Source organism: Pantoea sp. ABR1s, assembly GCF_057812235.1.
In genome coordinates, this window is sequence record NZ_JBSZSY010000004.1 from 212,022 (window position 1) to 238,176 (window position 26,155).

General features: G+C 54.7%; 24 protein-coding genes and 1 riboswitch. Of the genes, 14 read left to right on the forward strand and 10 right to left on the reverse strand.

Annotated elements, in window-relative coordinates:
* Positions 1-2: 2 nt before the first annotated feature.
* On the reverse strand, positions 3-1,250 hold the full coding sequence (locus tag ACXKZD_RS22155; RefSeq protein WP_346546017.1) for an extracellular solute-binding protein: 1,248 nt from the start codon (positions 1,248-1,250) through the stop codon (positions 3-5).
* Positions 1,251-1,547: 297 nt separating this feature from the next.
* Between ACXKZD_RS22155 and ACXKZD_RS22160 the strand changes: the two genes are divergently transcribed.
* The gene (locus tag ACXKZD_RS22160) at positions 1,548-2,717 is read left to right on the forward strand and encodes an ROK family transcriptional regulator (RefSeq protein ID WP_033787030.1); all 1,170 of its coding nucleotides are present in this window, start codon (positions 1,548-1,550) and stop codon (positions 2,715-2,717) included.
* Between the two features lie 42 nt (positions 2,718-2,759).
* On the opposite strand, the gene ACXKZD_RS22165 is transcribed toward ACXKZD_RS22160, so the two are convergent.
* From ACXKZD_RS22165 to ACXKZD_RS22175, 3 genes are all read right to left on the reverse strand, one after another.
* On the reverse strand, positions 2,760-4,034 hold the full coding sequence (locus ACXKZD_RS22165) for a Glu/Leu/Phe/Val family dehydrogenase (RefSeq protein WP_010247095.1): 1,275 nt from the start codon (positions 4,032-4,034) through the stop codon (positions 2,760-2,762).
* Between the two features lie 465 nt (positions 4,035-4,499).
* Entirely contained in the window at positions 4,500-4,889 is a 390-nt protein-coding gene (locus ACXKZD_RS22170) for a DUF1090 domain-containing protein (protein ID WP_010247098.1), read from the reverse strand.
* A gap of 122 nt (positions 4,890-5,011) precedes the next feature.
* Positions 5,012-5,782 carry a MerR family transcriptional regulator gene (locus ACXKZD_RS22175; RefSeq protein ID WP_488982339.1) on the reverse strand — a complete coding sequence of 257 codons (771 nt, stop codon included), beginning with the start codon at positions 5,780-5,782 and terminating at the stop codon, positions 5,012-5,014.
* Positions 5,783-6,143: 361 nt separating this feature from the next.
* Between ACXKZD_RS22175 and ACXKZD_RS22180 the strand changes: the two genes are divergently transcribed.
* A complete protein-coding gene (locus ACXKZD_RS22180; RefSeq protein WP_010247102.1) occupies positions 6,144-6,539 on the forward strand; it encodes a hypothetical protein in 396 nt (131 codons plus the stop codon).
* A gap of 45 nt (positions 6,540-6,584) precedes the next feature.
* Here ACXKZD_RS22180 and ACXKZD_RS22185 read toward each other — a convergent pair whose 3' ends face one another.
* Positions 6,585-7,058 (reverse strand): nuclear transport factor 2 family protein, encoded by a 474-nt coding sequence (locus ACXKZD_RS22185; protein ID WP_022624329.1) that lies wholly within the window; start codon positions 7,056-7,058, stop codon positions 6,585-6,587.
* A 55-nt stretch (positions 7,059-7,113) separates the two neighbouring features.
* Positions 7,114-7,548, reverse strand: coding sequence for a 6,7-dimethyl-8-ribityllumazine synthase (locus ACXKZD_RS22190; protein WP_010247107.1), 435 nt, complete (start codon positions 7,546-7,548; stop codon positions 7,114-7,116).
* 389 nt (positions 7,549-7,937) lie between these two features.
* Here ACXKZD_RS22190 and ACXKZD_RS22195 point away from each other — a divergent pair, with 389 nt between their 5' ends.
* Complete coding sequence (locus ACXKZD_RS22195) at positions 7,938-8,645, forward strand: phage antirepressor KilAC domain-containing protein (protein ID WP_010247108.1); 708 nt, start codon at positions 7,938-7,940, stop codon at positions 8,643-8,645.
* A gap of 132 nt (positions 8,646-8,777) precedes the next feature.
* Here ACXKZD_RS22195 and ACXKZD_RS22200 read toward each other — a convergent pair whose 3' ends face one another.
* Positions 8,778-9,575, reverse strand: coding sequence for a MetQ/NlpA family ABC transporter substrate-binding protein (locus ACXKZD_RS22200; protein ID WP_010247110.1), 798 nt, complete (start codon positions 9,573-9,575; stop codon positions 8,778-8,780).
* Between the two features lie 284 nt (positions 9,576-9,859).
* Between ACXKZD_RS22200 and ACXKZD_RS22205 the strand changes: the two genes are divergently transcribed.
* Together ACXKZD_RS22205 and ACXKZD_RS22210 are read left to right on the forward strand one after the other, a co-directional pair.
* Positions 9,860-10,243, forward strand: coding sequence for a cupin domain-containing protein (locus tag ACXKZD_RS22205; RefSeq protein WP_010247112.1), 384 nt, complete (start codon positions 9,860-9,862; stop codon positions 10,241-10,243).
* 151 nt (positions 10,244-10,394) lie between these two features.
* Positions 10,395-10,976: a DJ-1/PfpI family protein gene (locus ACXKZD_RS22210; protein ID WP_022624327.1), complete on the forward strand. Its 582-nt coding sequence runs from the start codon at positions 10,395-10,397 to the stop codon at positions 10,974-10,976.
* A 70-nt stretch (positions 10,977-11,046) separates the two neighbouring features.
* Here ACXKZD_RS22210 and ACXKZD_RS22215 read toward each other — a convergent pair whose 3' ends face one another.
* Entirely contained in the window at positions 11,047-11,733 is a 687-nt protein-coding gene (locus tag ACXKZD_RS22215) for a molybdate ABC transporter substrate-binding protein (protein ID WP_425031243.1), read from the reverse strand.
* Positions 11,733-12,782: an ABC transporter substrate-binding protein gene (locus tag ACXKZD_RS22220; protein ID WP_488982340.1), complete on the reverse strand. Its 1,050-nt coding sequence runs from the start codon at positions 12,780-12,782 to the stop codon at positions 11,733-11,735. Before ACXKZD_RS22220 ends, ACXKZD_RS22215 begins: the two co-directional genes overlap by 1 nt.
* Positions 12,783-13,056: 274 nt before the next feature.
* Here ACXKZD_RS22220 and ACXKZD_RS22225 point away from each other — a divergent pair, with 274 nt between their 5' ends.
* From ACXKZD_RS22225 to uca, 8 genes are all read left to right on the forward strand, one after another.
* Positions 13,057-15,300: a M23 family metallopeptidase gene (locus ACXKZD_RS22225; RefSeq protein ID WP_192033756.1), complete on the forward strand. Its 2,244-nt coding sequence runs from the start codon at positions 13,057-13,059 to the stop codon at positions 15,298-15,300.
* Complete coding sequence (locus tag ACXKZD_RS22230) at positions 15,300-15,968, forward strand: hypothetical protein (RefSeq protein WP_033760429.1); 669 nt, start codon at positions 15,300-15,302, stop codon at positions 15,966-15,968. Before ACXKZD_RS22225 ends, ACXKZD_RS22230 begins: the two co-directional genes overlap by 1 nt.
* A gap of 322 nt (positions 15,969-16,290) precedes the next feature.
* Positions 16,291-16,389: riboswitch (guanidine-I (ykkC/yxkD leader) on the forward strand.
* Between the two features lie 60 nt (positions 16,390-16,449).
* Positions 16,450-17,505 (forward strand): putative urea ABC transporter substrate-binding protein, encoded by a 1,056-nt coding sequence (locus tag ACXKZD_RS22235; protein ID WP_488982341.1) that lies wholly within the window; start codon positions 16,450-16,452, stop codon positions 17,503-17,505.
* 24 nt (positions 17,506-17,529) lie between these two features.
* Positions 17,530-18,345: an ABC transporter permease gene (locus ACXKZD_RS22240; protein WP_010247123.1), complete on the forward strand. Its 816-nt coding sequence runs from the start codon at positions 17,530-17,532 to the stop codon at positions 18,343-18,345.
* Positions 18,342-19,127, forward strand: coding sequence for an ABC transporter ATP-binding protein (locus ACXKZD_RS22245; RefSeq protein ID WP_033760427.1), 786 nt, complete (start codon positions 18,342-18,344; stop codon positions 19,125-19,127). The genes ACXKZD_RS22240 and ACXKZD_RS22245 overlap by 4 nt, the downstream gene beginning before the upstream one ends.
* Positions 19,124-19,852, forward strand: coding sequence for an urea amidolyase associated protein UAAP1 (locus ACXKZD_RS22250; protein ID WP_033760420.1), 729 nt, complete (start codon positions 19,124-19,126; stop codon positions 19,850-19,852). The genes ACXKZD_RS22245 and ACXKZD_RS22250 overlap by 4 nt, the downstream gene beginning before the upstream one ends.
* A 10-nt stretch (positions 19,853-19,862) precedes the next feature.
* On the forward strand, positions 19,863-20,498 hold the full coding sequence (locus tag ACXKZD_RS22255; RefSeq protein ID WP_033760417.1) for an urea amidolyase associated protein UAAP2: 636 nt from the start codon (positions 19,863-19,865) through the stop codon (positions 20,496-20,498).
* Between the two features lie 164 nt (positions 20,499-20,662).
* Positions 20,663-24,274 carry an urea carboxylase gene (gene uca / locus ACXKZD_RS22260; protein ID WP_488982342.1) on the forward strand — a complete coding sequence of 1,204 codons (3,612 nt, stop codon included), beginning with the start codon at positions 20,663-20,665 and terminating at the stop codon, positions 24,272-24,274.
* 98 nt (positions 24,275-24,372) lie between these two features.
* Here the strand turns inward: uca and ACXKZD_RS22265 are convergent, their stop codons facing one another.
* The gene (locus ACXKZD_RS22265) at positions 24,373-25,281 is read right to left on the reverse strand and encodes a LysR substrate-binding domain-containing protein (RefSeq protein ID WP_400369056.1); all 909 of its coding nucleotides are present in this window, start codon (positions 25,279-25,281) and stop codon (positions 24,373-24,375) included.
* Positions 25,282-25,380: 99 nt separating this feature from the next.
* Between ACXKZD_RS22265 and ACXKZD_RS22270 the strand changes: the two genes are divergently transcribed.
* Positions 25,381-26,154, forward strand: coding sequence for a HalD/BesD family halogenase (locus ACXKZD_RS22270; RefSeq protein WP_033760407.1), 774 nt, complete (start codon positions 25,381-25,383; stop codon positions 26,152-26,154).
* Position 26,155 lies beyond the last annotated feature (1 nt).

Sequence of the window (26,155 nt, forward strand, 5' to 3'; positions counted from 1 at the left end):
CCTTAACGCAGCCGGGCGGCGCTTTTATCAACCGTCGCCATCGCGTCCTGCGCCGGGGCTTTACCCAGCAACACCTGCTGTAACTGCTGTTGCAGCTGGTTCGACAGACGGGAATAGTCAGCGGTCTCCGGACGTGACAGCATCACGTTTAGCGATTTGTCCGCCGCGGCAATCAGGCTCTCCTGATCCTTTTTCACTGCTTCATCCTGATAAGAGGATTTCCAGATCGGCAGGCTGAGCTTCGCATACTGATTCTGTACCGGCTGTGAGGTCATGTACTGAATGTACTGCCACGCCTCGTTGGCATGGGTGCTGCCTTTGGTGATCCCCAGCCCCATTGAGCCGTTTACCGCCCCCACTTTTCCTGGCGCATCGCCGGGCGCAGGCATGAGCCCAACGTCGCCCGCCACTTTGCTCTGCTTCGGATCGTTGGCCATGTTGTACATGTAGGTCCAGTTCAGCGCGAAAGCCGCATCGCCATTAGAAAACGATTTACGCACATCCTCTTCCAGATATTCACGCGACGCCGGGTTACTCAGGCCCTCATCAAGCGAGCTTTTCATCAGGTTAAGCGCCTTGAGTGAAGCCGGGCTGGAGAAGTTAAGTTTGCCGTTCTGATAGAACTGACCACCAAAGCCTGAAACAAGCGTGGTGTAGTCACACACCAGTGCCTCAGCCTGGGACCAGCTCCAGACCAGCGGCCAGGTGACAATCTTTTTATCCTTGATGATCTTCGCGTCATCCAGCACCTGCTGCCAGGTCTGTGGCGGCGTGGTGATGCCCGCTTTAGCCAGCATCGCTTTGTTGTAGTAAAGGTATTTGGTGTCGAGAATCCACGGCATACCCAGCGTTTTGCCTTTGTAAACCACGGTGTTCATCGCGCCCGGGAAGACCTTCTCTTTATCCTCTGGCGTAATGCGTGCGCTGACATCCTGCAGCAGATCGAAACGGGCGAATTCCGCCGGCCAGATGGCATCGAACAGCACCACATCATAGCCATTGCCGCCCGCGCCACGCGCCGCCACAATCTTGTCGTGCAGCGCCTCATAAGGAACAAACTCCAGATTGACGCTGACATCCGGGTGCTGCTTCTGAAAATTTTGCGTCATCGCGCGGATATCATTTTCACTATACGCCGCCTGGGTCATAAACAGGGCATTGATCTGGCTGGCCGCCGCCGCGCTGCCTGCGCTTAACATCAGTAAGGCGGCAAAACCGGCTTTTAGTTGGGGTGTGTAACGCTGTGACATGGTCTTCTCCACTGTGCAGCAACAGGCTGTCGGTTAATTAAATCAATTTGATTGATTTAATCGGGGGCGTAATTTTGGTCAGTGGGTGAACTGACCTGTCTGAATCTAAGCAAACGGCGTGCCACAGTGCCGGAGGGCATTGCAACAAAGCCGTAACAACGCTGAAACTCAGACTGCGCTTTTATGGCAAAATTGCCTATCCTGATGCGCGAGAATTGCGTGCAGCATCAAAGATATTGTTTGCCCGAATGCATTCGGAGACCAATACTGTCGGGTCCCGCTGAAATGGAAAACAACATGAAAACCTCGGGTACCAACCTTGAACATGCGCGGGCGCACAACCGACGCGTGGTGATTGAAGCCATTCGCCTGCACGGTGAACTGACCCGTGCCGAACTGGCCCGCATGACGGCGCTGACGCCGCAGACCGTCTCGAATATCGTGGCGGAACTGGAGCAGGCCGAACTGCTGACCAGCCGCCAGCCGCGCCGCAGCGGGCGTGGTCAGCCCTCAATTCCGGTTACGCTCAATCCCACCAGTGCCTGGTCGATCGGCATCCATCTTGATCACCAGACGCTGCTGCTGGTTCTGGTCGATCTCAGCGGCGAAGTGCGTTTCCGCCGCCTCGTTATGGTGCAAAAGCCCCAGCCTGCTGCCACCCTGGCGTGCATTGCCAGCGTGCTGGAGGAGATGCGCGCCTTCCTGGGTACTCAGTGGCAGAAAGTGCTGGGGATTGGCGTGGTGATGCCAGGGCCTTTTGGTGTGGAGGGCATTTCATCAGTGGGGCCGACCACGCTGAACGGCTGGGAGCAGGTCGATATCGAGGCTGAACTCGCCACCATTAGCGGTCTGCCGGTGACGCTGGAAAATGATGCTACGGTCGCCGCCATCGGCGAACGCTTTCACGGCACAGCGCGCCACCTGAACTCCTTTATCTATCTCTATATCGGCACCGGCCTGGGCGCGGGGATCTTCACCGATGGTCATATCTATACCGGCCACGCCCATAATGCGGGCGAAATCGGACACATTGTGGTCGAGCCGGGCGGTCGCGACTGCTACTGCGGAAATCAGGGCTGTCTGGAGCGTTACGTCTCGCTGCAGGCCGCTTATGAATTCTGTGGTCTCGATCCAATGCGGGCGCTGCCCGAAGATCTGTTGCAGATTGAACCCGCGCGTTTTACCGCATGGATTGAGAATGTGACGACGCCTTTGCGTCAGGCAATCAATATTCTGGAGTCGGTGTTTGATGCTGAGGCGGTAATTATTGGCGGGATGATGCCTGCGCCGCTGCTGGAGCAGATGGTGCAGCGATTGCCGCCGCTTTATCAGTCGGTGCGCGGACGTTACCTTAACGATATGCGACTAAAAATTGGCATGACCGGCAGCGATACAGCCGCTCTCGGCGCCGCCGCTTTACCGATTTTCGATGAATTTAATCCGAAGTTTCAGGTGCTGATGAAGTAGTCAGGGAAAAGGGCGCTGCTGCAGGCAACAGCGCCACAGGCATTAACCCGGGTAGATACCGCGATCTTTACGCGCCATCAGAATACGCTCACAGGCCACGATATAGGCCGCGGTGCGCAGCGAGCAATCTTTCTCCTTCGACTTTTCCCAGACGTGTACCATCGCTTCCGTCATGATCTTGTCTGAGCGACGATTGATCTCATCTTCGCTCCAGAAGAAGCTGGCCATGTCCTGAACCCACTCGAAGTAGCTGACGGTCACGCCACCGGCATTACAGACCACGTCCGGCACCACGATAATGCCGCGGGTGGCCAGCATGTCATCGGCATCCGGATAGGTCGGGCCGTTTGCGCCTTCCAGCACGATTTTGCAACTCAGGACTTCAGCACGCTCACGGGTAATCTGACCTTCCAGTGCCGCCGGGATCAGAATATCCATCCCTGTGGTCCAGAACGCCTCTTTATCAATGCTCTGCGCACCAGGGAAACCGGCAATCTGCTTATTGGCGATCTGCCATTCGGTCAGGGCAGCCATGTTGATGCCATCGGCATTAAACAGCGTCGCGGTGTGATCCTGAATCACTACCACACGAGCACCCGCCTCATCAAACAGGCGTGCCGCTTCGCTGCCGACGTTACCGAAGCCCTGGACCGCAACGCGTGCGCCTTCAATTTCAATACCTGCACGGCGTGCCACTTCGCGTCCCGTAATAAACACGCCGCGACCGGTGGCTTTTTCACGCCCCAGTGAACCGCCCAGATGAATCGGTTTGCCCGTGACAACGCCGGTAATCGTTGTGCCGTGGTTCATGGAGTAGGTATCCATCATCCACGCCATCACTTTGCTGTTGGTCCCGACGTCTGGCGCAGGAATATCTTTTTGCGGCCCGATGATGATGCCGATCTCGCTGGTGTAACGGCGGGTCAGTCGCTCAAGTTCACCGTCGGACAGTTTGAACGGATCAACGCGGATACCGCCCTTAGCGCCGCCATAAGGCAGGTTAACCGCCGCACATTTGATGGTCATCCATGCGGAGAGCGCCATCACTTCATTAAGGTCGACATCCGGATGGTAGCGAATACCGCCTTTTCCTGGGCCGCGCGAAAGGTTGTGCTGAACGCGATAGCCTTCGAAATGGCGAATTGAGCCATCATCCATCTGGAGAGGAATATCAACAATCAACGCACGTTTTGGATGACGCAAAGTATCTATCCAACGTGAAAGATCGCCCAGATAGGGCGCAACCCGGTCGATTTGCTGTAAATAGGTGGACCAGGCAGATGTGCTGCTTTCAGACGCATAAGATAACTTATCCATAAAAAACCTTTCTTAATGAAGTTATTTATTGTGTGGAGCCGTGGATGGAGAGCGCATTGCATTGCGCCGACATAATCTAACACTACTGAAACAAATAAGATGTGGCATCAGCCATGACACAACGCAGTAATGCCCTGTTTTGGGGCAGGGTAAGTGAATAGATTAGTATTGCTGGCCCCTTACAGACGAATAAAGATGCGCGTGGAGTGCGTAATTTCTGCATAGGACAGGAAATATCGCTATCTTTCAAATCTTTGAGGGCGTTCAAAAAGTTAAATAATTGATCGTAACCATGTTGACTTTACTGCACCAATTAAGTGCATGAGAATAAGTAATCAAAGGATTACATAAAGTAATGGATTGGACGTTAATAGCGCAGGCTAATCAGGTATTTAGAAAGGAGAGAGGGTCAGGGCTGGGGAAGGGAGAATAACGGGCCAGCGCAGTGGCTGGCCAGAATGAGTTTTACTGATGCAGAGCCTGCTCGGCTTCTTTCAGTTCCTGGCGAGCGTCAGCCAGTTTATCTTCGCGCTTCTGGATCTTGCTGGCGCTGCGGCCTTCTGCTTTCGCTTTAGCCAGTTCCTGTTCGCGTTCCTGTACCTTCAACTTTTTCTCTGCCACTTTTTCCTGACGCTGCTTTAGCAGACTGCTTTCGGTACAGTTCTGATTTACTTCGCTAAGCGCTTTTTCAAGGCCGGCAACCTGATGGGTATTATTGTGCTGGCGGGCAAAAGAGAGCTGGGTCTCAATCTCCTGCTTTTTGGCTGCACAACCGGTCAGGCCAGAGGCCGCGTGAGCAGCAGTAAAAGTGAGTGGTAACAGGAGAAGGCTGAAGGTCAGTAAGGTCTTTTTCATCTTAGTCTCGTCAATGAGTCAGGGTTGTGGCACCAGTATACGGAACCACCTTAAGAGATTCTTAACGAAAAAAATTATTTACTGGCGCGGAAAAACAGGGGTAAAGAAGGCGCTGCCTGCTGTCAGGCAGCGCTGGAGGCGTTGGATTGGGCAAATTGCAGGTTACAATCAGGTCCACTGAGCATTACCGGATGGCCATCCAGACTCTGCTGTTCAAAATAGTCCTGCATCTGCTGGCTGATGCCGGCACCACACCACATCACATGATGCTGATGAAGGTCGGTTTTAACGGCTGGCAGCCCGGTTGCACGCGAGTCAACCTCGACATTAAAGCCCATCGCAGTAAGACGAATGGCTTCAAGCCAGATTTCGGTTTTATCAAGTACGCTCACCGCTTCCAGAAACAGAGGAATAGAAGATTCGTTGCGCGCTGAGGCGCGCATGACTTTATCCGCCTGCTGCTGCACGCTTTGCTCAAAACGGTTGAGGCGACGTGACGCTCCCCGACGGAGATCGGCGTAAAGCCAGGCGCTCAGCGGCCGCAGCAGATTAATGACGAAATCATCACCGCTATAATGGCTGGACATCGTGTGCATCTGGCGTGAAAGCGACAGCGGTGTGCCAAATTCCAGTTGCCAGAGCAGGTCGCCTTTGCGCGCCGCCCAGCCATAGGTGGTGACCGTCGAAGCAGCCTGCTGACCTTGCCAGATTTCGTCGAGCGTCGCGCCAGTCGCTGTTAAGCCAACCAGGGTCTGGATTTCACTGAGGTGATGATCACTCCAGCGTTCCTGATACTGCTGCGGCGTCAGTAATCCCTGCTTCATCCAGCTCTTCAGGTTAGCGGGATGGGTGCCGGTTATGGCGCAAACAGTATCGGTGGTATAAGAATGCATATCGTGCCCTCTGTAGAGGGGAAGGCCGCCGGGATTAACCGGGGATGAACCACCACTATGAACCTTATAACAGTCAATTAATAGAGGCAGAGTTAAGGCAAATCGGCGCTATGTGCCTGTGACGCTACGCTTATTCGTTGTTATTCTCCGATTAAATTTATGCTGATCAGCAGGTTAAAAGCGCTGCGATCAGGCAATAAAAATACTGTGTATTTATTCAGTAAATATTCTTTACGCAAATATACCGGGAAATCGGTACTTTTAAGCCTATTTTAAGAGCATGCCGACTCTTATCCCCCTTACATCCTCCCGCTAAATTGCTAAAATAGCGGATTCTGATGATCAGGAGAAAGAGTGCCCAATGCGTTATCGTTTTAGTCTCGCCGTTGTAACGGTTGCTGCTGTACTGACTGGCTGTGCAAAACATGCCGCCAGCGATGCGCCAGATGAATTTGCTGCTGGCCCGACGCAGATTGATGTCTCACACATCAAGACCCGCGCAGATGATGGCTCCAGTGTATTCCTGACTGTAGATGGTAAAGACGCCGGCAGATTGCCTAACGGCGAAAGCATGCTGCTGCATGTTCCGGCCGGAAAACACCAGGTCGGTGGCTATGTACCCACTCTGTTTGGTATGGGTCGGGTGACCATTGCACCGGTAGAAGTGACCACGTCACCGGAAGATGTTAAAAAAGTGGCTTATACGGTCACACGCAACAAAGCGACCTTTGTTGAGAACAAGGACGAGCAGGGCTGAGTGGATGACGGCGGAGAGCTGCGCTCTCCGCTGGAAGGGCTGGCACTATAAGCCCAGTTCGCTCAGTGAAGCATGGTCGTCAGGGCGTCGGCCCTGCGGCCAGTGAAACAGCCGCTGTTCTTCACTGATTTTCAGATCGTTGATGCTGGCATAACGCTGCTGCATTAAACCCTGCTCATCAAAGGCCCAGTTCTCGTTGCCATATGAGCGATACCACTGCCGTTGCTCGTCATGCCATTCATAGGCGAACCGCACCGCAATCCGGTTCTGGTCAAAACTCCACAACTCTTTAATCAGCCGATACTGCTGCTCCCGCTGCCATTTTTGCTGCAGGAAGGCGATGATTTCTGCCCGGCCGGTCAGAAAGGTATCGCGATTGCGCCATTTACTGTCCGCTGAATAGGCTAGAGCGACTCGCTCCGCATCCCGGCTATTCCAGCCATCCTCAGCCAGCCGGACTTTTTCAATCGCCTGTGCAGCCAGGGTAAATGGCGGTAGAGGCGGACGTGTATTTTCCAACTTTCTCTCCTTAACAGCGCAGGCAAACGCATTGTCAGCATTCGTTACAGTCGTATCAGAGTTCCAGGGCGTGAATCTGGCAGACGGCACGCGCCGCTTCCTGACCTTTTTTCACGAAGTGCTGAGTATAGAAGTCGATAAACTCGGCCGATGGCTGGAAATTATGCGGCGTGAGTGACACCGAGAAGACGGGCACATTGGTTGCCAGCTGTGCCTGCATCAGACCACTTACCACAGCCTGCGCGACGAAATCATGGCGATAGATGCCGCCATCCACCACCAGTGCTGCACAGACAATCGCATCATAGTTGCCGGTCTGCGCCAGGCGTTGCGCCAGCAGCGGCATTTCAAAAGCGCCCGGAACATCCCATGTCTTAATCTCATATGAGGTACCGCGGCTTTCCAGTTCCTGTTCGAATCCTGTCAGAACCTGAGAAACGATTTCGCTGTGCCAGTTAGCTTTAATAAAGGCGACTTTCAACGGCTGCATGACTTACTCCAGTAAAAGGTGACATTCAGTGGTAACGGGCCAGATTTCGCCCCTGCACCCCGAATCAAAATAGTGAGCCCGGCAGGCCAGTAACCTGCTGACAGCCTTCACTATACTGTAATGTAAAGAGTCTGTGTCCATCATTGTGATTATATGTAAATAACTGAGCGATGGATTACCCGCTTATGCTGCCGCAAAAGTCCGCAACGCCTCCTGCAAGGCACTCAACACGCACTCTTCAGCCCGCCAAACCGCCTCACACCCTGTTGTTTGCGTAACAGCTTCCAGTTACGTTATTGCTTAAATAAAATACTGGATATTTGAACAGTTGTTTGTATAATTAATCGACTGCCCGCCGGGTATTGGTAGCGTTAGCGAGGGGTGAACCCATGATGATTTCAACTGAAAGCCTCAAATCTCTGGAACAATCGGTCACAATGAGCAGTCGTGAACTGGCTCAGATGACCGGTATTACACACGGAGAAGTGAAGCGGTTAATCAAAAGTCTGGAGACGGCTCAGCGTCTCTCCCAGCCGCTCAGCGTGAATGAGTATGAGCGGGAAGGGGAAGTGCGTCAGGAGTATCGTCTGTGCAAGCGTGACTCGCTGCTGGCCGTGGCACGCCTGTCGCCAGGCTTCACTGCAGAAGTGCTGGATCGCTGGCAGGACCGCGAGAAGACGACCCATCTGCCTGACTTTACCAATCCGGCTGAAGCCGCTCGCGCCTGGGCTGAGCAGTTTGAACAGCGTCAGGCGGCGGAGCAGCAGCTGGCTCTCTCGGCACCCAAGGCGGCGTTCTTTGATAACTTCGTTGAGGTTGATGACTCGCTGGGCTTTCGGCAGCTCTGCAAAATGCTGAAAGTGAAAGAACCGGAGTTTCGCCAGTTTCTGCTGGAGCGCAACATCATGTATCGCGCAAAAGGCACCCTGACGCCGCAGCACTACCATATGCAGGCCGGCTACTTTACGCTGCATACCGGCACGGGCGAAAATCAGCACGCTTTCTCTCAGGCACGTTTTACGTCTAAAGGGGTGAAATGGGTCGCCAGTCTGTGGGCAGGGCATCTCTCTGCTCAGCCAAAAGGCGCAGCTGCGTAACAGTTCCTGTGATCTTGCGGGCTGGCACGGATGTATAAGTGCTGGCAGATGTGCCTGTAAAAGTGCAGATATAAAAAAGGCCGCAACAGAGTGCGGCCTTTTTTGATCGTTAATGATCGATTATCAGGCGAATTACCAGCCTTTAATCGCATCACCCTTGTAAACTTCTTCGGCTTTGGCCGCGACTTCCGGTGACTGCAGCGCAGACTTCAGCTTCTGAATTTTATCGCTGTCTTTATTATCTTCTCGTGAAACCAGCGCATTGACGTAAGGCGATGAGGCACTTTCCATAAATAAGCCATCGCGGTGCGCTGATAATCCAGCCTGAGCCGAGAAATTAGTATTAATGATCGACAGGGTCACGTTGGGATCGTCTAAGGTGCGGGTCAGCTGTGGGGTGTCCACTTCAACCAGCTTCAGATTTTTTGGATTTTCGATGATATCCAGTGAGGTCGGTAAATAACCCACATCCGGTTTGAGTTTAATCAGACCCTGCGCCTGCAGCAGCAGCAGGCTGCGCCCCAGCGTGGTGGCTTCGTTAGAGATAGTGATAGTGGCACCATTCTGCAGCTCACTGATGTTCTTAATTTTGTGCGAATAGGCAGCAATCGGGAAGACGAACGTTTTACCCACCACCGCAAACTTGTAGCCGCGCTCTTTAGACTGTGATTCCAGATAAGGCAGGCTCTGGAAGGCGTTAGCATCGACTTCTTTGTTATTCAGCGCTTCATTTGGCAGTACATAGTCATTGAAGTTAAGTACTTCGACATCCAGCTTGTATTTATCCTTCGCCACCTGCTTTACCACCTGCCAGATTGCTTCATCAGGCCCGGTATTAATCGCAACTTTAACTTTGTTATCGTCATCTTTTGAGCAGGCGGATAATAGTAGAACAGAACTGGCGAGTAATGCCGTAAACAGACCTTTCATTATCAGAAATCCCTCAGGTGGTTGATGGCTTCAAAGATAATACAGAACTCACAGGTTGCGTACTGACTGAGGAATATATCTTATAACCACAATGCAAATATTGAACATTAATTAATCAGCAATTCAGCCAGTCCGCTAATGGCCGGTTTTCATCCCTCTGTTCGATGGCGGAAAATTCCTGTTAACAGGCTTATTAAAACGCAGGCGGGCATCAACACAGTTTTCTTCTAAGCTTACTTATCGGTCACTACTGGCATTCTATTGATTATTAACAGGGATTAACCATGTCGAAGCAAGATAACGGGATTAACGCGGTTGAAGTGATGCGCAGCAGCCAGGCCTGGAACGGTGACGTTCTTGAGGCCTATCCTACCGGCGAACCTGAGCTGACCGTTATGCGGCTCTCGCTACCTGCCCATACGTCATTGCCCTGGCATACCCATCCAATGCCGAATGCGGCGTTTATTCTTTCCGGCACCCTGATTGTTGAGGATAAAGAGAGCGGCGAACAGCGCACCTTCCATGCGGGTGAAGCCCTCAATGAGACGGTCAACAGTGCGCATCGCGGTTACACACTGGATGAGCCAGCCGAACTGGTGATTACCTATGCCGGTGTAAAGGGGCAGGAACTGACCGAGCCACTGCCGGGCGAGCCGGAAGAGTTTTAAGCGCACCTACTTCATGACGCACCACGGTAGTGTCGCCCGCTGCCATTTAAAAACCCTGCTCAGACTTGATTCGGATCAGTAAAGGGTGCGCCTGCACAGACCAGGATTAAACGCTCTCGGCTTCATCCACACCAATTAAAAAGGAATTTTCATGGATAAGAATGTTGCTCTGCTGCTTGCCCCTGGCTTTGAAGAAGCTGAGGCTATTATCACTCTCGACATCCTCTCACGCCTGGGCGTTCAGGTTACAACCCTGGCCTGTCAGCCCTATCGCGAAGTGAACAGTTATCATCATGTGAAGGTTGTCGCCGATGAGCTGCTGGAGGCGAATCGGGAGCGATTATTTGATGCGGTGATTGTGCCGGGTGGTCCTGACGGCAGCAAAAATCTGGCGGCAAATGCGGCAGTGATAGATTTTATTCGCCGCCATGATGAGGCGGGCCGCCTGGTCTGCCCAATTTGCTCCGCAGCGGCCAGAGTGCTGGCGCCACAGGGTCTTTTAAGGGGGCGTCGCTATGTCAGTTCTGGGACGTCATCAGAAGGTGTCACCGATGGCGTTTACGTTAATGCCTCGGTAGTGAAAGATGGCAATCTGCTGAGTGGACAGGATCTGGGCGCGGCGTTTGATTTCGCCTTCGCGATCGCTTTTATCCTGACTGGCGACGCTGATAGTGCCACCGAGCAGGCTGAACATATCAGTCACAAGCTTAAGGTGGATTTCGCTAAGCTTTAATGAGCGGTGTTTCGCGCCCTTAAAGCGAGATGCTGGCAGGGCGCAAAGTCATCCGCGACAGAAAAGGCATTTACTCCCCGCCAAACCCCGCTTCCCGCAGTACCTTTTTTGCCTGCTCCGATTCTAAAAAATCCGCCAGCCGACGCGCCTCTGGGGTAATGACTGCGCAGGCGTAGCGCGCAACAGAATTGAAAGCCGCAGGGATATCAACGACTGTCAGCCCGGCAATCTGGCTCAGGGCCGCCCGATGGCTGGCATAACCGATAAACAGATCCGCCTGATCCTCCAGGATAATCCATTCTGCCGCCAGCCTGCCTGCGGGAATGGGTGCAGAGTCGCGCCCACCCACCAGTGCCTTTGCGCGCTGGCGCACCGCTTCACCGGCTTTGCCCATCCGGGTGAAAAGGGCCTGCGCGTAGTCGCCAGAGGGATCGGCTGTGGGCGTAGAGGTCGCGATCCGCAGTGTGTCGCGGGTCACTAGCTGATACCAGTCGTCTCCCGCCTGTAGCCGATCGCTGCGAACCGTGATGCAGAGTTTATTAGTTGTGAACGGTATGACTGCCAGCGCTCGCCCAGCGTTCAGCAATTTTTGCGGATGCTCCTCACTGGCTGAAGCAAAGAGATCGCAGGGCTCACCGGCTTCAATCCGTTCGCGAAGCAAACCGGCGGGGCCAAACCGGGTTTCAACTGGCTCAGGAAAGTACGCCATCAGCGCGGGCCAGACCGCTTTCAGGCTGCCCGCCGCCAGTACGCGCATCACTCTGCTCCCTGATAAGCGGTGCGATAGAAGCGCTGATACCACTTATTGGCCAGCTTATTCATGTCCACATCCTGAAATTTCTGCGGATAGAGTTTTTTCGCCATCCACAATTCGCCAATCCCCATCGCTTCCGGCATTGGATAACCCCATGCTTTGGCGTAGTCCGGCATCAGCCAGACGCGATGATTTTTTACCGCGTCGATAGCCTGCCACTGTGGTGAACTGTTGATTTCATTCACGACGGAGGGATAACGGTCCTGCACAAAAATCACCTGTGGATCCCAGGCGATGACCTGCTCCATCGACACGGTTTTAAATCCCTTTACGGTCGCTGCGGCGACATTGACCGCGCCCACATGCAGCATCATCAGGCCGGTATATTTTCCTGAGCCGTAGGTGGTCAGTTCCGGGTTCGCCATATAGGCGCGAATGCGTTTTTCCGCCGGAACATCCTTCAGGCGGTCGCTGACGATTTTGCGGCCCTCATCGGTAGCCGTAATCAGCGCTTTTGCTTCTGCCGGTTTATTGATGATCTCGCCGATAAGCGTAATCCCTTCACGTAGTCCTTTGTCATAGGCCATTTCCTCGTCGCGGATAGAGGGGTTCATTTTTGCCTTTTCACCCGGCTCGTCATGAAGCAGTGAGATAGCCACCACCGGAATGCCCAGCGCGGTAATGCTGTCGATCATCTCCTGCGGTGCGTAGTTGGTCACAAACACCACCTGCGGATGCAGCGCCACCAGTTTTTCGGGGTCAACATGCGTCAGATCCCCCAGTGTCGCTTTCTGGTTCAGCTCAGGAGCCAGGCGGGCATAGCTGTCGCCAAGTTGCTGCTTCCAGTTCGCCATCACACCGACGATTTTATCGGTCGCGTTCATCTGCACCAGCAGGTTCAGCGTCTGATGCTGAAGCACCACAATACGATCAACACGATCAGGAATCGTGACCTGGCGGCCTGTCTGATCGGTTATCTGGCGCGATGCCTGGGAAGAGAGCGGAAGGAGTATCAGTAAACCGAGTGTGCATGCCTGCCAGAAGCGCTTCATTAACTATCCTCAAATACGTTATGCATTGGATTATATAGCGATAAGTGATGGGCTTCACGGTCCGGGGCATTATTTTGGGAAAGCAGGACGAAGGTAAAACATATTGTTACCGATAAGACTCAAGGTAGTTCAGCATTTCAACTCCACGGTCAATAAAGTCCTGAGCGACTCATAATGATTTGCCGCTTTCCCTGTCTGTGATCAACGTTCGTATAAATAAAAGTGCGTTACTCTGCGACCTCTAAGATTTCAGACCTGACAGGAAGTCAACTGCATGATAATCAGCCCGCCGTTTGTCCGTCCCCGGAACACCGGAGAAAATGACCCGTCATGGGTCAGCAGAATGATGCCCGTGGATATCAACCGGGATTTCCCGCTCAACCGGCACGCATCATGGCACGGGGGCGTGCACGTCCTCCACACCGACCGCACTGAGGAAGGCTACGAACGTATTGAGTTTGTCCGCGCGATTGCTGATGGGGAAGTTGTTTCTTTTCGGGCTCCGTCTTCCACAAACAAACGCGATGCTTTCCCGCTGAATTATGATGGCAGAACCGATGATGGGTATGTCCTGCTAAAGCATCAGACCGATATCGGTGAAAACTGCCGTGTCGTTTATTACTCCCTGTACATGCATCTCATGGACCGGCTGGACCCGGTAATCAGAGCCGGAGCAAAAGTCTGGCGCAAGGACCGTATCGGGCAGAGTGGTATGGTTAGCGAAACCAATGCCTTTCACTTTGAGGTATTCTGTGACAACGAGAACATGCTGAAGCTGACCGGACGCACCACACCTGAACTCGATATCACCCGTGACGGCAGAACCGACACGGTTTATGGCGATATCCATTTTTATCTGCCGCCCGGTACACGCTTTTACAAATCGGTGTCTGACACTACCTCACCAGGCACGGACCACCTGAATACCGTTCATACCACCACGGAACCGTTATTCGTCAGCATGACCTTCGAAAAAGGCGACTGCACGATGCTCACCCGCAGGCAGAACACCACCACGGCGGCACGTTTCGACACGGTGGGGGATCCGCTGGTGAATACTGACGTTGATCAAAACGACGATACAGCGAAGTATGAATACAACATGTATTGGACGGCTAAGCGCCTGTACCCGCAGAATCCGTCTGCCGGGCTCGAACTGCTCCATTTCGGGCGGGTCATCAGCACTGAACATGAAACCCTGACGCCTGCTGATGCGCCCTTATGGCGTACTGTCAGCTTCCCCGGCGGAACGGGCATGGTTAACCTGGCTTCACCTGACATCAAAAAATTCAGCGATGCTGATTTCCCGCACTGGACAGGGTGGCGGATGGTGGACGATGACACGGACAACAACAGTCAGTGTAATTCTCCCCTTATCGCCGGATTGCAGGACAGCGGGCATATCAGCGACCTGAGCAGCCGTCTGGTCTGCCATTTTCCGCTGGAGTGGAATGTTGCCACCTTTGACCAGCGCTATGTCTGGCTCAGAACCGGCTCTGACGATGTTCCGGCCATGTCAGAAGAAGACTATGAACGGCTGAAAAGTCATGCCTCAGCGCTGTGCTTTGAGACCGGTGAACATGGCACCGGCAGGCTGTGGCATTTCCATCCATTGGCCTTCATTACCCACTTTCGCAAATGCTGCTGGCTGAGCAAATCAGAGCTGAAGCAGCTTGTTCCACGGAACGCATTAAGAGCGGCCGGGCGAAATGATTACCGCTGGGAGGCCATAAATTACCGGGATGCTGCTGGTAGCATCCCGGACACTATCCGTACGCACATAAACAGGACGATGCAGAAATACCTGATAACTACCCCGCTGCGCATCGCCTGCTTCCTGGGGAACGGCATTCAGGAAACGGGCTGGCTGGGATCGATGGAGGAAGGGCACCGCTATACGGAAGCAGACCCGCGTACGCGTCAGGTCATCCGGCGCTACAACATCTGGTACTACCCGTGGTACGGGCGCGGCCTGTTACAGCTTACTAATCCTGAAAACTACTTAGATTATTTCGGCTTCCGGGGACGGACCTGCCCGGAAAATATCAGGAACACCCTGATAAATGAATACAGTCGTCTGTATTTACACCGCGGCATTCGCTATACCGACAATCACCTGTCTGACACCGAAAACCACGTCCCTGAAAACATTATCCGCTGGCGGAATAACATCAGCAGCGATCTGTATGAGGCGGCCAGTAGCGCAGGATTTTACTGGGTGGCAAGGGGTATGGCACTTTACGCCGACAACCCACATTTACTGGAGCGATGCAGCGTTAACGCTCGTGGGAGCGGAATAAAAGTTTACTATCGCAGCCAGGCCTTCTGGCAGGCCAGCGCCGCCGTTAATCTGCCAAACCAGGTCAATAACGAACACTATCAGGGGCTGAATGGTTTTGAAGCCCGATGTTGTGTCTACGGCAGTGCAATAGCTGTTCTCACTGAGCAGAAATTCCCGGACAGCAATAACAACCCGACCAACGAAAAACCCGAATCAGATCAGTTAAGGAGAGGATAATGGAAAGGTTTTTAATTTTTCTAACTCTGGCATTGTTATCACAAAAATCTGTGGGCTCTATTACTCCAGATATATATATACCCTCTACTTTCAACAAAGACAGGTTTATTAATTATTACAAAGGCATATCCAGTAACAGCGGAAATAGTTCATGCGATAACATTTCATTTAAAAATTTCTACCCGCCCGAATACGCAACATTAAAAATAAAACGACCTCCATTTAATACTTGGTTTTGCCTGTATTCTGCCGATGTCCTACATAATGGGTACGGACCGGGAAGAGTATTACCTGAAAAAGTCTACTTTGATACAAATGAAGGATTATGGAAAAAGAAAAATTACACATTAAGCAAAGAAAGTAGCCAGCGTTCGCTAAACGTTTATGATATTAAAAACCTGAGTGAGTTGCAGCCTGTAAAACTCTATAATATCCAGTCAGTCAATGCCCGTGGCTATGCGGTTATCGACAACAATATACCCCTGCAAGAAAAACAAAAAGGGGTCAAAAAAAACCTGTCATTCTGCCTGATACGTGATGAAGCTGCATTTTGTGGTTCAGGCTCAATGATAAACCTCGTCGACGGTAAGGAAGTCGATTTCACCCCCTATATGCTCAAATCTCTTGAGACCGTCGAAATGGGCGTACCGAAAAAATCAAATAATTGACAGTGATTAAATTCGCCATATGCCTGATTCAAATTCATATAAACAGCTAAGATGCTCACAAGCAAAAGGATCTGATAAGGATTCTTTTGCTTGTCCAGGCCTATCCTGAATTCTTACTCTAAGTTTACATTCCACAAAGTGTCAGCCGCCCTCATAGCTTACACCCGCACAGCACTGATAATGTGCAACGCCCGTTACTGACTCACCATCCCGGTGCCTTCTGGATTCCGCTCTCTCTATTTCTCTGATTTTACTTAAGTTAATTTCTGGCACGCCATTTGCTGAAGTCTGAACAGTAAGCAGCGTTCGACACAATTGATAGCAAATAGCTGGCTAGGGTTCCGGTTCACGCAGGTGAATGTCTGGTCCGAGAGCTGGCGACCTCTGTGAGGTTACACGGCGGGACAAAAGCCCGGGAGACAGCGGCACCAAATGGTGTCTTGCGCTGCTCCCGTTTTTTTGTGCCAACCAGAGGTTAACCATGAAGAAATCACCCCTCCTGACGCTTATTCTGTCGCTGACGCTGCTGGTCAGCGCGCCATCTTTCGCCGCGGTCAAAAAAGAGTTCAATATCTGCTGGACCATCTATGCGGGCTGGATGCCCTGGGGCACCATCAGCAACGAGAAAATCATCGATAAATGGGGCAGCAAATACGGCATCAAAATTCATATCACCCAGCTCAATGACTATATCGAGTCGATCAACCAGTACACCGCGGGTCAGTTCGACGGCTGCACCATGACCAACATGGATGCGCTGACCATTCCTGCTGCGGGGGGCATTGATTCCACGGCGCTGATCACCGGCAGCTTCTCCGATGGTAATGACGGAGTGGTGCTGAAAGGCGCAAACAAAAAACTTAGCGACCTGAAAGGGATGTCTGTCTATCTTCCTGCGCTGTCGGTTTCGCACTACCTGCTGGTTCGCGGTCTGGAGAAGGCCGGTTTACAGGAAAAAGACGTTAAGGTCGTGAACACCTCCGATGCCGATATCGTCTCCGCCTTTGGTACCAAGGGCGTGCAGTCGGCGGTTGCCTGGAATCCGCAGCTTTCAGTGATCAAGAAAACCCCGCAAACCACAGAAGTATTCAGCTCTTCGGCCGTGCCGGGCGAACTGATTGACATGATGGTGGTGAATACAGAAACCCTGAAAGATAACCCCGCGCTGGGTAAGGCACTGACCGGTGCCTGGTTTGAGATGATGGCGAAAATGCAGGCCGGTGATGCGCAGGCGCTGAGCGCGATGGCTGCCGATTCCGGTACTGACCTCGCCGGATACAAGGCGCAGCTGAAAACCACCCACCTGTTCTGGACCCCAGCCGAAACCCAGACATTTGTTTCTTCCCCCGATCTGGCGAAAACCATGCAGCGCGTCGCCGCGTTCTCCTTTGATAAGGGATTACTGGGCGAGGGTGCACAAAGCGCTGACTTCATCGGTATGAGCTTCCCTGGCAACATCACCGTCGGTGATACAGCGAACATCAAACTGCGCTTTGACGACAGCTATCTGAAGATGGCCGCTGCGGGCAAGCTGTAATCACCGATCTCAGGAGTATTTGCCATGCGCCACATCAACCGCTATCCCCGGCAGGGAATGCGCCTGACGCTGATGCTATTACCTTTTGTGCTGCTGATCGCCGTCTGGTTTATCAGTTCGGCGGTGCGTCTTGAAGCCAACCCACACGACAAACTGCTGCCCGGCCTGTCACAGATGATCGCCGCCATTGATCGGATGGCCTTCACGCCGGACAAGCGCAGCGGCGAATATCTGCTGTGGGCGGATACGTGGATTAGCTTAAGCCGTCTGCTGACTGGCCTGGCGATCTCTTCACTGATTGGTCTCTGCATCGGTGTTGCTGCGGGCGTCTTCCCGATGAGTCGCGCGGCGCTGTCACCCTTTATGACCGTGGTGTCGATGATCCCGCCGCTGGCGCTCCTGCCGATGCTGTTTATCGTCTTCGGGCTGGATGAGCTGTCAAAAGTGATGCTGATTGTTATCGGGATTACGCCGATGCTGGCGCGCGACCTTGAACATCGGGCGCGGGAAATCCCCGCAGAGCTGTTTATCAAAGCACAAACCCTGGGGGCGAACAGCTGGACGGTGGTGCTGCGGGTTGTGCTGCCGCAGCTCTTGTCGCGGCTGATCACCTCGCTGCGCCTGTTGCTGGGATCCGCATGGCTCTTTCTGATCTCCGCCGAGGCGATTTCCGCAACCGCCGGACTGGGCTATCGCATTTTCCTGGTTCGTCGCTATATGGCGATGGATGTGATCATTCCCTATGTCATCTGGATCACGCTGCTGGCGTGGCTGATGGATCTCGCGCTGCGTCAATTGCACAAAGCCTGTTTCCCCTGGGCGGAAGGAGGCCGGGAATGAGTTTTATCGATATCAAAAATATCTGGCAGGAGTATGGCGACCACGTGGTGCTGGAACGCATCAATCTGCAGGTCAAAGAAGGTGAATTCTGCTCGCTGGTGGGGGCGTCCGGCTGTGGTAAGTCGACGTTTTTACGCCTGCTGCTGGGTCAGGAAAAGCCGACACGGGGATCGATCACGCTGGATGGCGAACAGCTGCGCGCGGAACCCGATCGCAGCCGTGGCGTGGTGTTTCAGCGTTATTCGGTTTTTCCTCATCTCAACGTGCTGGATAACGTCGCCATTGGCCTCGAACTTCCGGCTTCACCGTTTACTGGCCGGCTGTTTGGCACCCGAAAACGCCATGCCCGTGAGCAGGCAAAACAGATGCTGGAGAAAGTCGGGCTGGGCCATTCGCTCGATAAATATCCGGCGCAGCTTTCGGGAGGGATGCAGCAGCGGCTGGCCATTGCGCAGGCTTTTGTGATGCAGCCGCGCGTACTGCTGCTGGATGAGCCCTTCGGCGCGCTGGACCCCGGCATCCGCAAAGATATGCATGCGCTGCTGCTCCAGCTCTGGAGCGAAACCCGCATGACGGTGTTTATGGTCACTCACGACCTTGCCGAAGGCTTCAATCTTGGCACCCGGCTGCTGGTTTTCGACAAAGTGCGCATCGATCCTCAGGCCCCCAATGCCTGGGGCGCGCGTATCACTTACGACATCCCGCTTAATGAAACGCGGCTGTCGCAGCTGGCAACCCGCAACAAAAACAACATTTATCCCTTCAAGGAGACCGCTCAATGACCGCACTTTTTCATTCAGCTCCGAGCCTGCGCGAAGAGCAGCTGCCTGGCGGAGGGCACACCTCGCTGATTTTGCGCAAAGGGCAAATCCTGCGCCTGACCGACATCGAGGGCGGCGCGAACGTCAGCATGATGATGCTCAATCCCCACGAGAAAAGTGAACGCCTGAATCTGCCGGATACCCTGAAAGGCCAGCATACGGCTCGCCTGACCACCGGGCACTGTTTCTACTCCGACATGGGACGCGTACTGGCCGCGATCGTGGCGGATAGCTGCGGCTGGCACGACCCGTTTGGCGGCGTTCTCAACGCGGCGGAAGCGCGCGATAAGTATGGAGCCGGACGCTATCAGGAGCTGCGCAACGGCTTCTACCGCAACGGCACAGATAATCTGCTGGTTGAGATGGGCAAATGGGATCTGGGCTTGGAGGATCTGCTGATGGTCGTCAACTTTTTCAGCAAGGTCACGGTTGATGAGAAGGGCCGCTTCCGGTTCAGCGCGTGCAACAGCCGCGCCGGCGATTTCACTGAACTGTACGCACCCATGGACGTGCTGATGGTGCTGACCGCGCTGCCACATCCGCAGGATCCCGCCGCTGACTATCTCCCGCGACCGGTTCAGCTGAGCTGGTATCAGGCCGACGATATGCAGGCCGTCAGCGAAGCGATGGTCACGCGCGGTGAAAACCAGCGCGCGCTTCATAACACCCAACTTTTTGCCCTGTAAGGAGGCTGCGATGACCCTTATTAACTCTGATCGTCGTCCTGAAGATGCCGTCTATCGCCACGTGATACCGGCAGGCGAACCGTGGCTGTTCGAAGTGAAAAAAGGGCAGACGCTGGGCCTCCTCGACCTCGAAGGGAATCAGGCAATTGATACCCTGTTTTACAACAGCGATAACCCGCGGGAACGCTACGATCCTCAGCGCACGCTGCGTCGTCAGGGAAACGTCTATCTGACCACCGGCAGCGTGCTCTATTCGAATCTCGGCAATCCGCTGCTGACTATCGTCGCCGACACCTGCGGTCGTCACGATACCCTGGGCGGAGCCTGCTCGCAGGAGAGCAACACCGTGCGCTATGCCCAGGATAAGCGCTACATGCACAGCTGTCGGGATAACTTTCTCTGCGCCTGCCTGCACGATGGCCGCCTTCACAAACGTGATATCGGTGCCAACATCAACTTTTTCATGAACGTTCCGGTCACGCCGGAAGGCGGTCTGACCTTTGAAGACGGGCTATCCGCACCCGGTAAATACGTTGAGCTGGTAGCCGAATGCAATGTGATGGTGCTGATCTCCAACTGCCCGCAGCTGAATAACCCCTGTAACGGCTGGAACCCGACGCCCGCCGAAGTGCTGGTGTGGAACTGAGCCAGCGTTGCCATGGCGACAAGCAGGGCTGAGTTTCTCAGCCTTTTGCGCCAGACCTCTCAACACATCACCGGCGCACGCCTGTTACGTGCCGGTCAGCCCCGGGGACGGCCCCAGGGAATATCGAATTTTGCGGGACGACCCGCATCCCTGAGAGTTCGCTTATGTTTGATACCTTACTGATTGCTAATCGCGGTGCTATCGCCTGTCGCATCCTGCGCACGCTGCGTGCCATGCAGGTGAAAGGGGTCGCCGTTTACTCTGAAGCCGACCTGAGCAGTTTACATATCCGCGAGGCGGATGTGGCGCTAAGCCTTGGCGAAGGCCCGGCTGCACAAACCTATCTGGTAACGGAAAAGATCATCGCCGCCGCGCAGCAGAGCGGGGCGAAAGCGATTCATCCTGGCTACGGTTTCCTTTCGGAAAACGCCGCCTTTGCTGAGGCGTGCGAGGCTGCCGGTCTGATTTTTGTCGGCCCCACACCGCAGCAGTTGCGGACTTTTGGCCTGAAACACACGGCCCGCGCGCTGGCGGAAGCCGAAGGGGTGCCGTTGCTGGAAGGCAGTGAACTGCTGGCGGATATCAGCGAAGCCCGCCGCGCCGCAGAGAGGGTCGGCTATCCGGTAATGCTCAAAAGCACCGCGGGCGGAGGTGGCATCGGTATGCGCGTCTGTCGTGATGCGAATGCGCTGTCAGAGGCGTTTGAAACGGTCCAGCGCCTCGGCCAGAACAACTTCAGCGATGCCGGAGTATTTCTCGAAAAATATATCGAACGCGCCCGTCATCTTGAAGTGCAGATTTTCGGTGACGGCAAGGGCGAGGTAATCGCGCTGGGCGTACGCGACTGCTCGGTACAGCGGCGTAACCAGAAAGTGATCGAAGAGACGCCAGCGCCGAATCTGCCCGCAGGTATGGCGGAGGCTTTATGCGCGGCGGCTATCGCGCTGGGAAAAGCGGTGAACTATCGCAGCGCCGGAACGGTTGAGTTTGTCTATGACAGCGTAGCGCAGCAGTTCTATTTTCTTGAAGTGAATACCCGGCTGCAGGTTGAACATGGCGTCACGGAGCAGGTGTGGGGTGTTGACCTGGTGCAGTGGATGATTGAGCTGGCAGCAGGCGATCTTCCTCCGCTTCACGCGTTAGCCGCCGCGCTGAATCCTCAGGGCCATGCCGTGCAGGCGCGAATTTATGCGGAAGATCCGGGGCGGCAGTTCCAGCCTTCGCCAGGGCTGTTAACCCAAGTCCTCTTTCCGGCAGCCGACGGTAAAACCCTGCGTATTGACCGCTGGGTGGAAGCCGGCTGTGAAGTCCCGCCATTCTTCGACCCGATGCTGGCAAAAGTTATCACCTGGCGCCCCACTCGCGAGGAAGCCATCGCCACCCTGGCACAGGCGCTGGCGGAGACCCGTTTCTATGGCGTCGAAACCAATCGCCTCTATCTGTTGCAGATTCTGGCCTTCTCGCCTTTTACGGCTGGCGAACCCTGGACCCGCTGCCTGGAGCAACTCGCCTATCAGGCGGCAACGGTTGAAGTGGTGAGTGCCGGAACCCAGACCAGCGTTCAGGACTATCCCGGACGTCTGGGATACTGGGCGGTAGGCGTGCCGCCATCGGGGCCGATGGACGATCGCGCACTGCGTCTGGGCAACCGTCTGCTGGGCAATGAGGAGGGTGACGCCGCGCTGGAAATCACCCTGAATGGACCCACCCTGAAATTTAACACTGAGATTCAGGCGGTGATCTCTGGCGCGCCGCTCACTGTCACATTGGATGGCGTCGGACAGTCAATGAATTCTGTTTTTACCATTCCGGCCGGGGCAACGCTGAAGCTGGGCGCGATAAGTGGCGCGGGCGTCAGAAGTTATCTCTGTCTGAGCGGCGGCATTCAGGTGCCGGACTATTTAGGCAGCAAAAGCACCTTTACCCTTGGTCAGTTTGGCGGACATGCCGGACGGGCACTGCGTAGCGGTGACGTGCTGCATCTCGCTCCGCGTTCTGCGAGCGCAACCGGATCGGAACTGCCCGTCGGACTGCAAACAGAGCTTGCCACGGTGCGCACGCTGCGCGTCATTTATGGTCCGCACGGTGCGCCTGAGTTTTTTGCGCCGGAGTATATCGAGACGTTTTTTGCCACAGAATGGGAAGTGCATTTTAACTCCAGCCGCACCGGCGTTCGCCTGATCGGGCCAAAGCCAATCTGGACCCGCGATAGCGGTGGTGAAGCAGGGCTGCACCCCTCAAACATTCATGACAACCCGTACGCGATCGGCGCGGTCGATTTTACCGGTGATATGCCGGTGATTCTGGGGCCGGATGGCCCGAGCCTTGGCGGGTTCGTCTGCCCGGTGACGGTAATCGAGGCGGACCTCTGGCAACTGGGACAGCTCAAAGCCGGTGACAAAGTACAGTTTGTCGCGGTGGATATCCCCACCGCCCGCCGACTGGCAGAGGGCCGACGCACCGAGCTGACCACGCTCCAGCCACAGGAAACAGACTGGCAGCCTGCGCCGCTGATTTCGCCCATCGTGATGACCTGCGGCGCAGAGGATAAACGCCTGGTGGCGCGCCTCTCTGGCGATACCCATCTGCTGCTGGAGGCTGGCGAGCCGGAATTGGATCTGGTGTTACGTTTTCGCATTCATGCGTTGATGCAGGCGCTGGAAGCGCAATCCCGCAACGGCATTATTGATATCACGCCGGGGATCCGCTCGCTGCAAATCCACTTTCAGCCGGAGACGCTGACGCCCGACGTGCTGCTGATGTGGGTGCGCGGTGAGTGGGAGAGGGTCTGCATGAGTGATGACCTTCAGGTTCCCACACGCGTGGTGCATCTGCCGCTCTCCTGGGACGATCCGGCCTGTCAGAAGGCCATCGAAAAATATATGACCACCGTGCGGCAGGATGCGCCGTGGTGCCCGAGTAATCTTGAATTTATCCGCCGTATAAACGATCTGCCGGATGAGCAGGCTGTCTGGAACACGGTCTTTGAAGCCAGCTATCTGGTGATGGGGCTGGGCGATGTCTACCTCGGCGCGCCGGTCGCCACGCCGCTGGATCCCCGTCATCGGCTGGTGACGACAAAATATAATCCGGCCCGCACCTGGACGGCGGAAAACTCGGTTGGCATCGGCGGTGCCTATCTGTGTGTGTATGGCATGGAGGGGCCAGGCGGCTATCAGTTTGTCGGCCGCACGCTGCAGATGTGGAACCGGTATCATGAAGTCGCTGATTTTGGCGGTAAACCCTGGCTGCTGCGCTTTTTCGATCAGATTCGTTTTTATCCGGTCCCGGCCAGTGAGCTGTTGCAGATTCGCCGCGATTTTCCCCTCGGTCGCTATCCGCTGCGCATCGAGCACAGCACGCTGCGGCTGGCGGAATATCAGGATTTCCTCGCCCGTGAAGCGCAGAGTATCGGTCGGTTTCGCGATCACCAGCAAGCCGCATTCAATGCGGAACGTGACCGCTGGATCGCCAGCGGGCAGGCCCATTTCGACAGCCAGGAAAGTGTGGCCGATGAAGGCGGCGACGCGCCGCTGCAGCCGGGCGAGCAGGGGGTTGAAAGCCCGGTTTCCGGCAATTTATGGCAGGTGCAGGCGACGGCGGGCAGCCGGGTGCGGGAAGGCGATACACTGGTGGTGCTGGAGTCGATGAAGATGGAGATCCCTCTTCTGGCGCCGTGCGACGGCATTGTTCAGCAGGTCAGCGTGCAGCCAGGCAGCGCTGTACGTGCAGGGCAACGCGTGGCGGTGATTGTTGAGGATAATGCGGAAAGATGATGACACCTGATCGCCTGGTGGCGCAGTGATAATCTGACCCTGTGCCCGCTGATGGTTTCAGACTGGCGGACGCAGGCGAGTCCGATCACGGCGAAGGGCTATTCGCAGCTCGCGCCCAGTTGGCTTAACCAGCTGATCATCGCCTCACTGCCTGGCTGGCTCAGGGTGCGTTGCGGCCAGACAAGGTAATAGGGTTTGCTCAGCGGCAGGCAAAAATCATCCACTACCACCAGATCGCCCCGTGCCAGTTCCGCCGCGATAAGGCGTCGCTGCCCCAGCAGCACACCAGCTCCCGCGACAGCCGCATCAATCGCCAGCGAGGTCAGATTAAAGCTGAACGCGGGCTGCGGCAGAGGTTCGTCCATGCCTTTAGCCTGAAACCAGCTTCGCCAGTCCGGCAGAAAGCGGCCTTCATTACCCCAGTCGAGGTGGATCAGCGGCGCCTGGCTTAAGATTGTTTCCGGCGTAAAGCGATGTAACAGAGCAGGACTGGCCACCGGCAGTACGTCATCATGAAACAACTTCAGCTTATCTGACTGCGGGTAACGATCCTCACCAAAGCAGATCACAAAATCGGCGGGCATCGCGGTGAAATCGACCTGAGAATGCGTACCGTGTAACGAGAGATCGATATTCGGGCAATGGTCGCGCCAGCTCGCCAGCTGGGGCAACAGCCATTTGGACGCCAGCGCCGGTAATGTGTAAACGGTGAGTTTTGGCGCGCTGGCCGCATGGCGGATGTTTTGCTGACCGAGATGCAGAATATCAAACGCCTCAGTGACATAGCGCAGATACTCTTTTCCGGTTTCGGTCAGCATCACGCCGCTCTGCGTACGTAAAAACAGGGCGCTGCCGAGTTGCTCCTCCAGCTGGCGAATCTGCTGACTGACTGCCGCCGGGGTTAAGGCCAGTTGAGCGGCCGCTTTTGCCAGGCTGCCCAGTTCGGCAGCCACTTTAAATGACTGTATGACACTGATCTTTGGCAACCTTGGCAATTGGGCAGGCATTAACTCTTCCTTATCAGGGCATTAAGTTTTTATCGTTACGCGGCGTTGCAGGCGACCGGTAGAGTAACATCACACCTGCTCATCATGAGAATTGTTGCTATGTCTGGTTCCCTTGTCCGTCTCGATCTTCATCCACTGGCCGATCATGGCTGGCGTCAACGTTGTCGTGAGCAGTTAAACCAGTCCGGCGCGCTGGTACTGCGTCAGTTTTTAAAACCACACGCTTTAGAGGCGATCATCGAAGAGGGCAATGCACAACGTCACCAGGCTTATCACACCCGCAGCAAGCACAATGTCTATCTGATGAAACCTGATCACGCTTTCAGTGCTGAGCATCCGCGTAACAGGGATGTGATCAGCACCAAAGGCTGCATCACTGATGATGTTATCGCTGCCGACTCGCCGCTGCGCCAGCTTTATAATGATGAGCTGTTCAAACATTTCCTGTGCGATGTGCTGGGTGAAAAAGCGCTCTATCCCTATGCTGACCCGCTTTCCTCGATCAACCTGCACTATGCATCACACGGCCAGGAGCTGGGCTGGCACTTCGACAACTCCTCATTTGCCATCACCTTACTGGTGCAGAAACCGCTGGCGGGCGGCGTGTTTCAGTATGTGAAAGATCTGCGGGATGCCGATGCCGGTGAGATGAACTTTGCCGGTGTCGACGCAGTGCTGGAAGAACGCCAGACCGTTGACGCGCTGGAGATAGATGCCGGGGATCTGGTGCTGTTTCGCGGCCGTAATTCCCTGCACCGTGTGACCCCAACTGAAGGCGAGGTCACCCGTATGCTGGCCGTGCTGGCTTACAATACGCAGCCGGATATTGCGTTGTCAGAAACCGCGCGTATGACCTTTTACGGCAGACTATGAC

Bases quoted from the DNA above. Each gene is read 5' to 3' on its own strand.
- ACXKZD_RS22155 (WP_346546017.1), bottom strand. From the start codon at position 1,250: ATGTCACAGCGTTACACACCCCAACTAAAAGCCGGTTTTGCCGCCTTA.
- ACXKZD_RS22160 (WP_033787030.1), top strand. From the start codon at position 1,548: ATGAAAACCTCGGGTACCAACCTTGAACATGCGCGGGCGCACAACCGA.
- ACXKZD_RS22165 (WP_010247095.1), bottom strand. From the start codon at position 4,034: ATGGATAAGTTATCTTATGCGTCTGAAAGCAGCACATCTGCCTGGTCC.
- ACXKZD_RS22170 (WP_010247098.1), bottom strand. From the start codon at position 4,889: ATGAAAAAGACCTTACTGACCTTCAGCCTTCTCCTGTTACCACTCACT.
- ACXKZD_RS22175 (WP_488982339.1), bottom strand. From the start codon at position 5,782: ATGCATTCTTATACCACCGATACTGTTTGCGCCATAACCGGCACCCAT.
- ACXKZD_RS22180 (WP_010247102.1), top strand. From the start codon at position 6,144: ATGCGTTATCGTTTTAGTCTCGCCGTTGTAACGGTTGCTGCTGTACTG.
- ACXKZD_RS22190 (WP_010247107.1), bottom strand. From the start codon at position 7,548: ATGCAGCCGTTGAAAGTCGCCTTTATTAAAGCTAACTGGCACAGCGAA.
- ACXKZD_RS22195 (WP_010247108.1), top strand. From the start codon at position 7,938: ATGATGATTTCAACTGAAAGCCTCAAATCTCTGGAACAATCGGTCACA.
- ACXKZD_RS22200 (WP_010247110.1), bottom strand. From the start codon at position 9,575: ATGAAAGGTCTGTTTACGGCATTACTCGCCAGTTCTGTTCTACTATTA.
- ACXKZD_RS22205 (WP_010247112.1), top strand. From the start codon at position 9,860: ATGTCGAAGCAAGATAACGGGATTAACGCGGTTGAAGTGATGCGCAGC.
- ACXKZD_RS22210 (WP_022624327.1), top strand. From the start codon at position 10,395: ATGGATAAGAATGTTGCTCTGCTGCTTGCCCCTGGCTTTGAAGAAGCT.
- ACXKZD_RS22215 (WP_425031243.1), bottom strand. From the start codon at position 11,733: ATGCGCGTACTGGCGGCGGGCAGCCTGAAAGCGGTCTGGCCCGCGCTG.
- ACXKZD_RS22220 (WP_488982340.1), bottom strand. From the start codon at position 12,782: ATGAAGCGCTTCTGGCAGGCATGCACACTCGGTTTACTGATACTCCTT.
- ACXKZD_RS22225 (WP_192033756.1), top strand. From the start codon at position 13,057: ATGATAATCAGCCCGCCGTTTGTCCGTCCCCGGAACACCGGAGAAAAT.
- ACXKZD_RS22230 (WP_033760429.1), top strand. From the start codon at position 15,300: ATGGAAAGGTTTTTAATTTTTCTAACTCTGGCATTGTTATCACAAAAA.
- ACXKZD_RS22235 (WP_488982341.1), top strand. From the start codon at position 16,450: ATGAAGAAATCACCCCTCCTGACGCTTATTCTGTCGCTGACGCTGCTG.
- ACXKZD_RS22240 (WP_010247123.1), top strand. From the start codon at position 17,530: ATGCGCCACATCAACCGCTATCCCCGGCAGGGAATGCGCCTGACGCTG.
- ACXKZD_RS22245 (WP_033760427.1), top strand. From the start codon at position 18,342: ATGAGTTTTATCGATATCAAAAATATCTGGCAGGAGTATGGCGACCAC.
- ACXKZD_RS22250 (WP_033760420.1), top strand. From the start codon at position 19,124: ATGACCGCACTTTTTCATTCAGCTCCGAGCCTGCGCGAAGAGCAGCTG.
- ACXKZD_RS22255 (WP_033760417.1), top strand. From the start codon at position 19,863: ATGACCCTTATTAACTCTGATCGTCGTCCTGAAGATGCCGTCTATCGC.
- uca (WP_488982342.1), top strand. From the start codon at position 20,663: ATGTTTGATACCTTACTGATTGCTAATCGCGGTGCTATCGCCTGTCGC.
- ACXKZD_RS22265 (WP_400369056.1), bottom strand. From the start codon at position 25,281: ATGCCTGCCCAATTGCCAAGGTTGCCAAAGATCAGTGTCATACAGTCA.
- ACXKZD_RS22270 (WP_033760407.1), top strand. From the start codon at position 25,381: ATGTCTGGTTCCCTTGTCCGTCTCGATCTTCATCCACTGGCCGATCAT.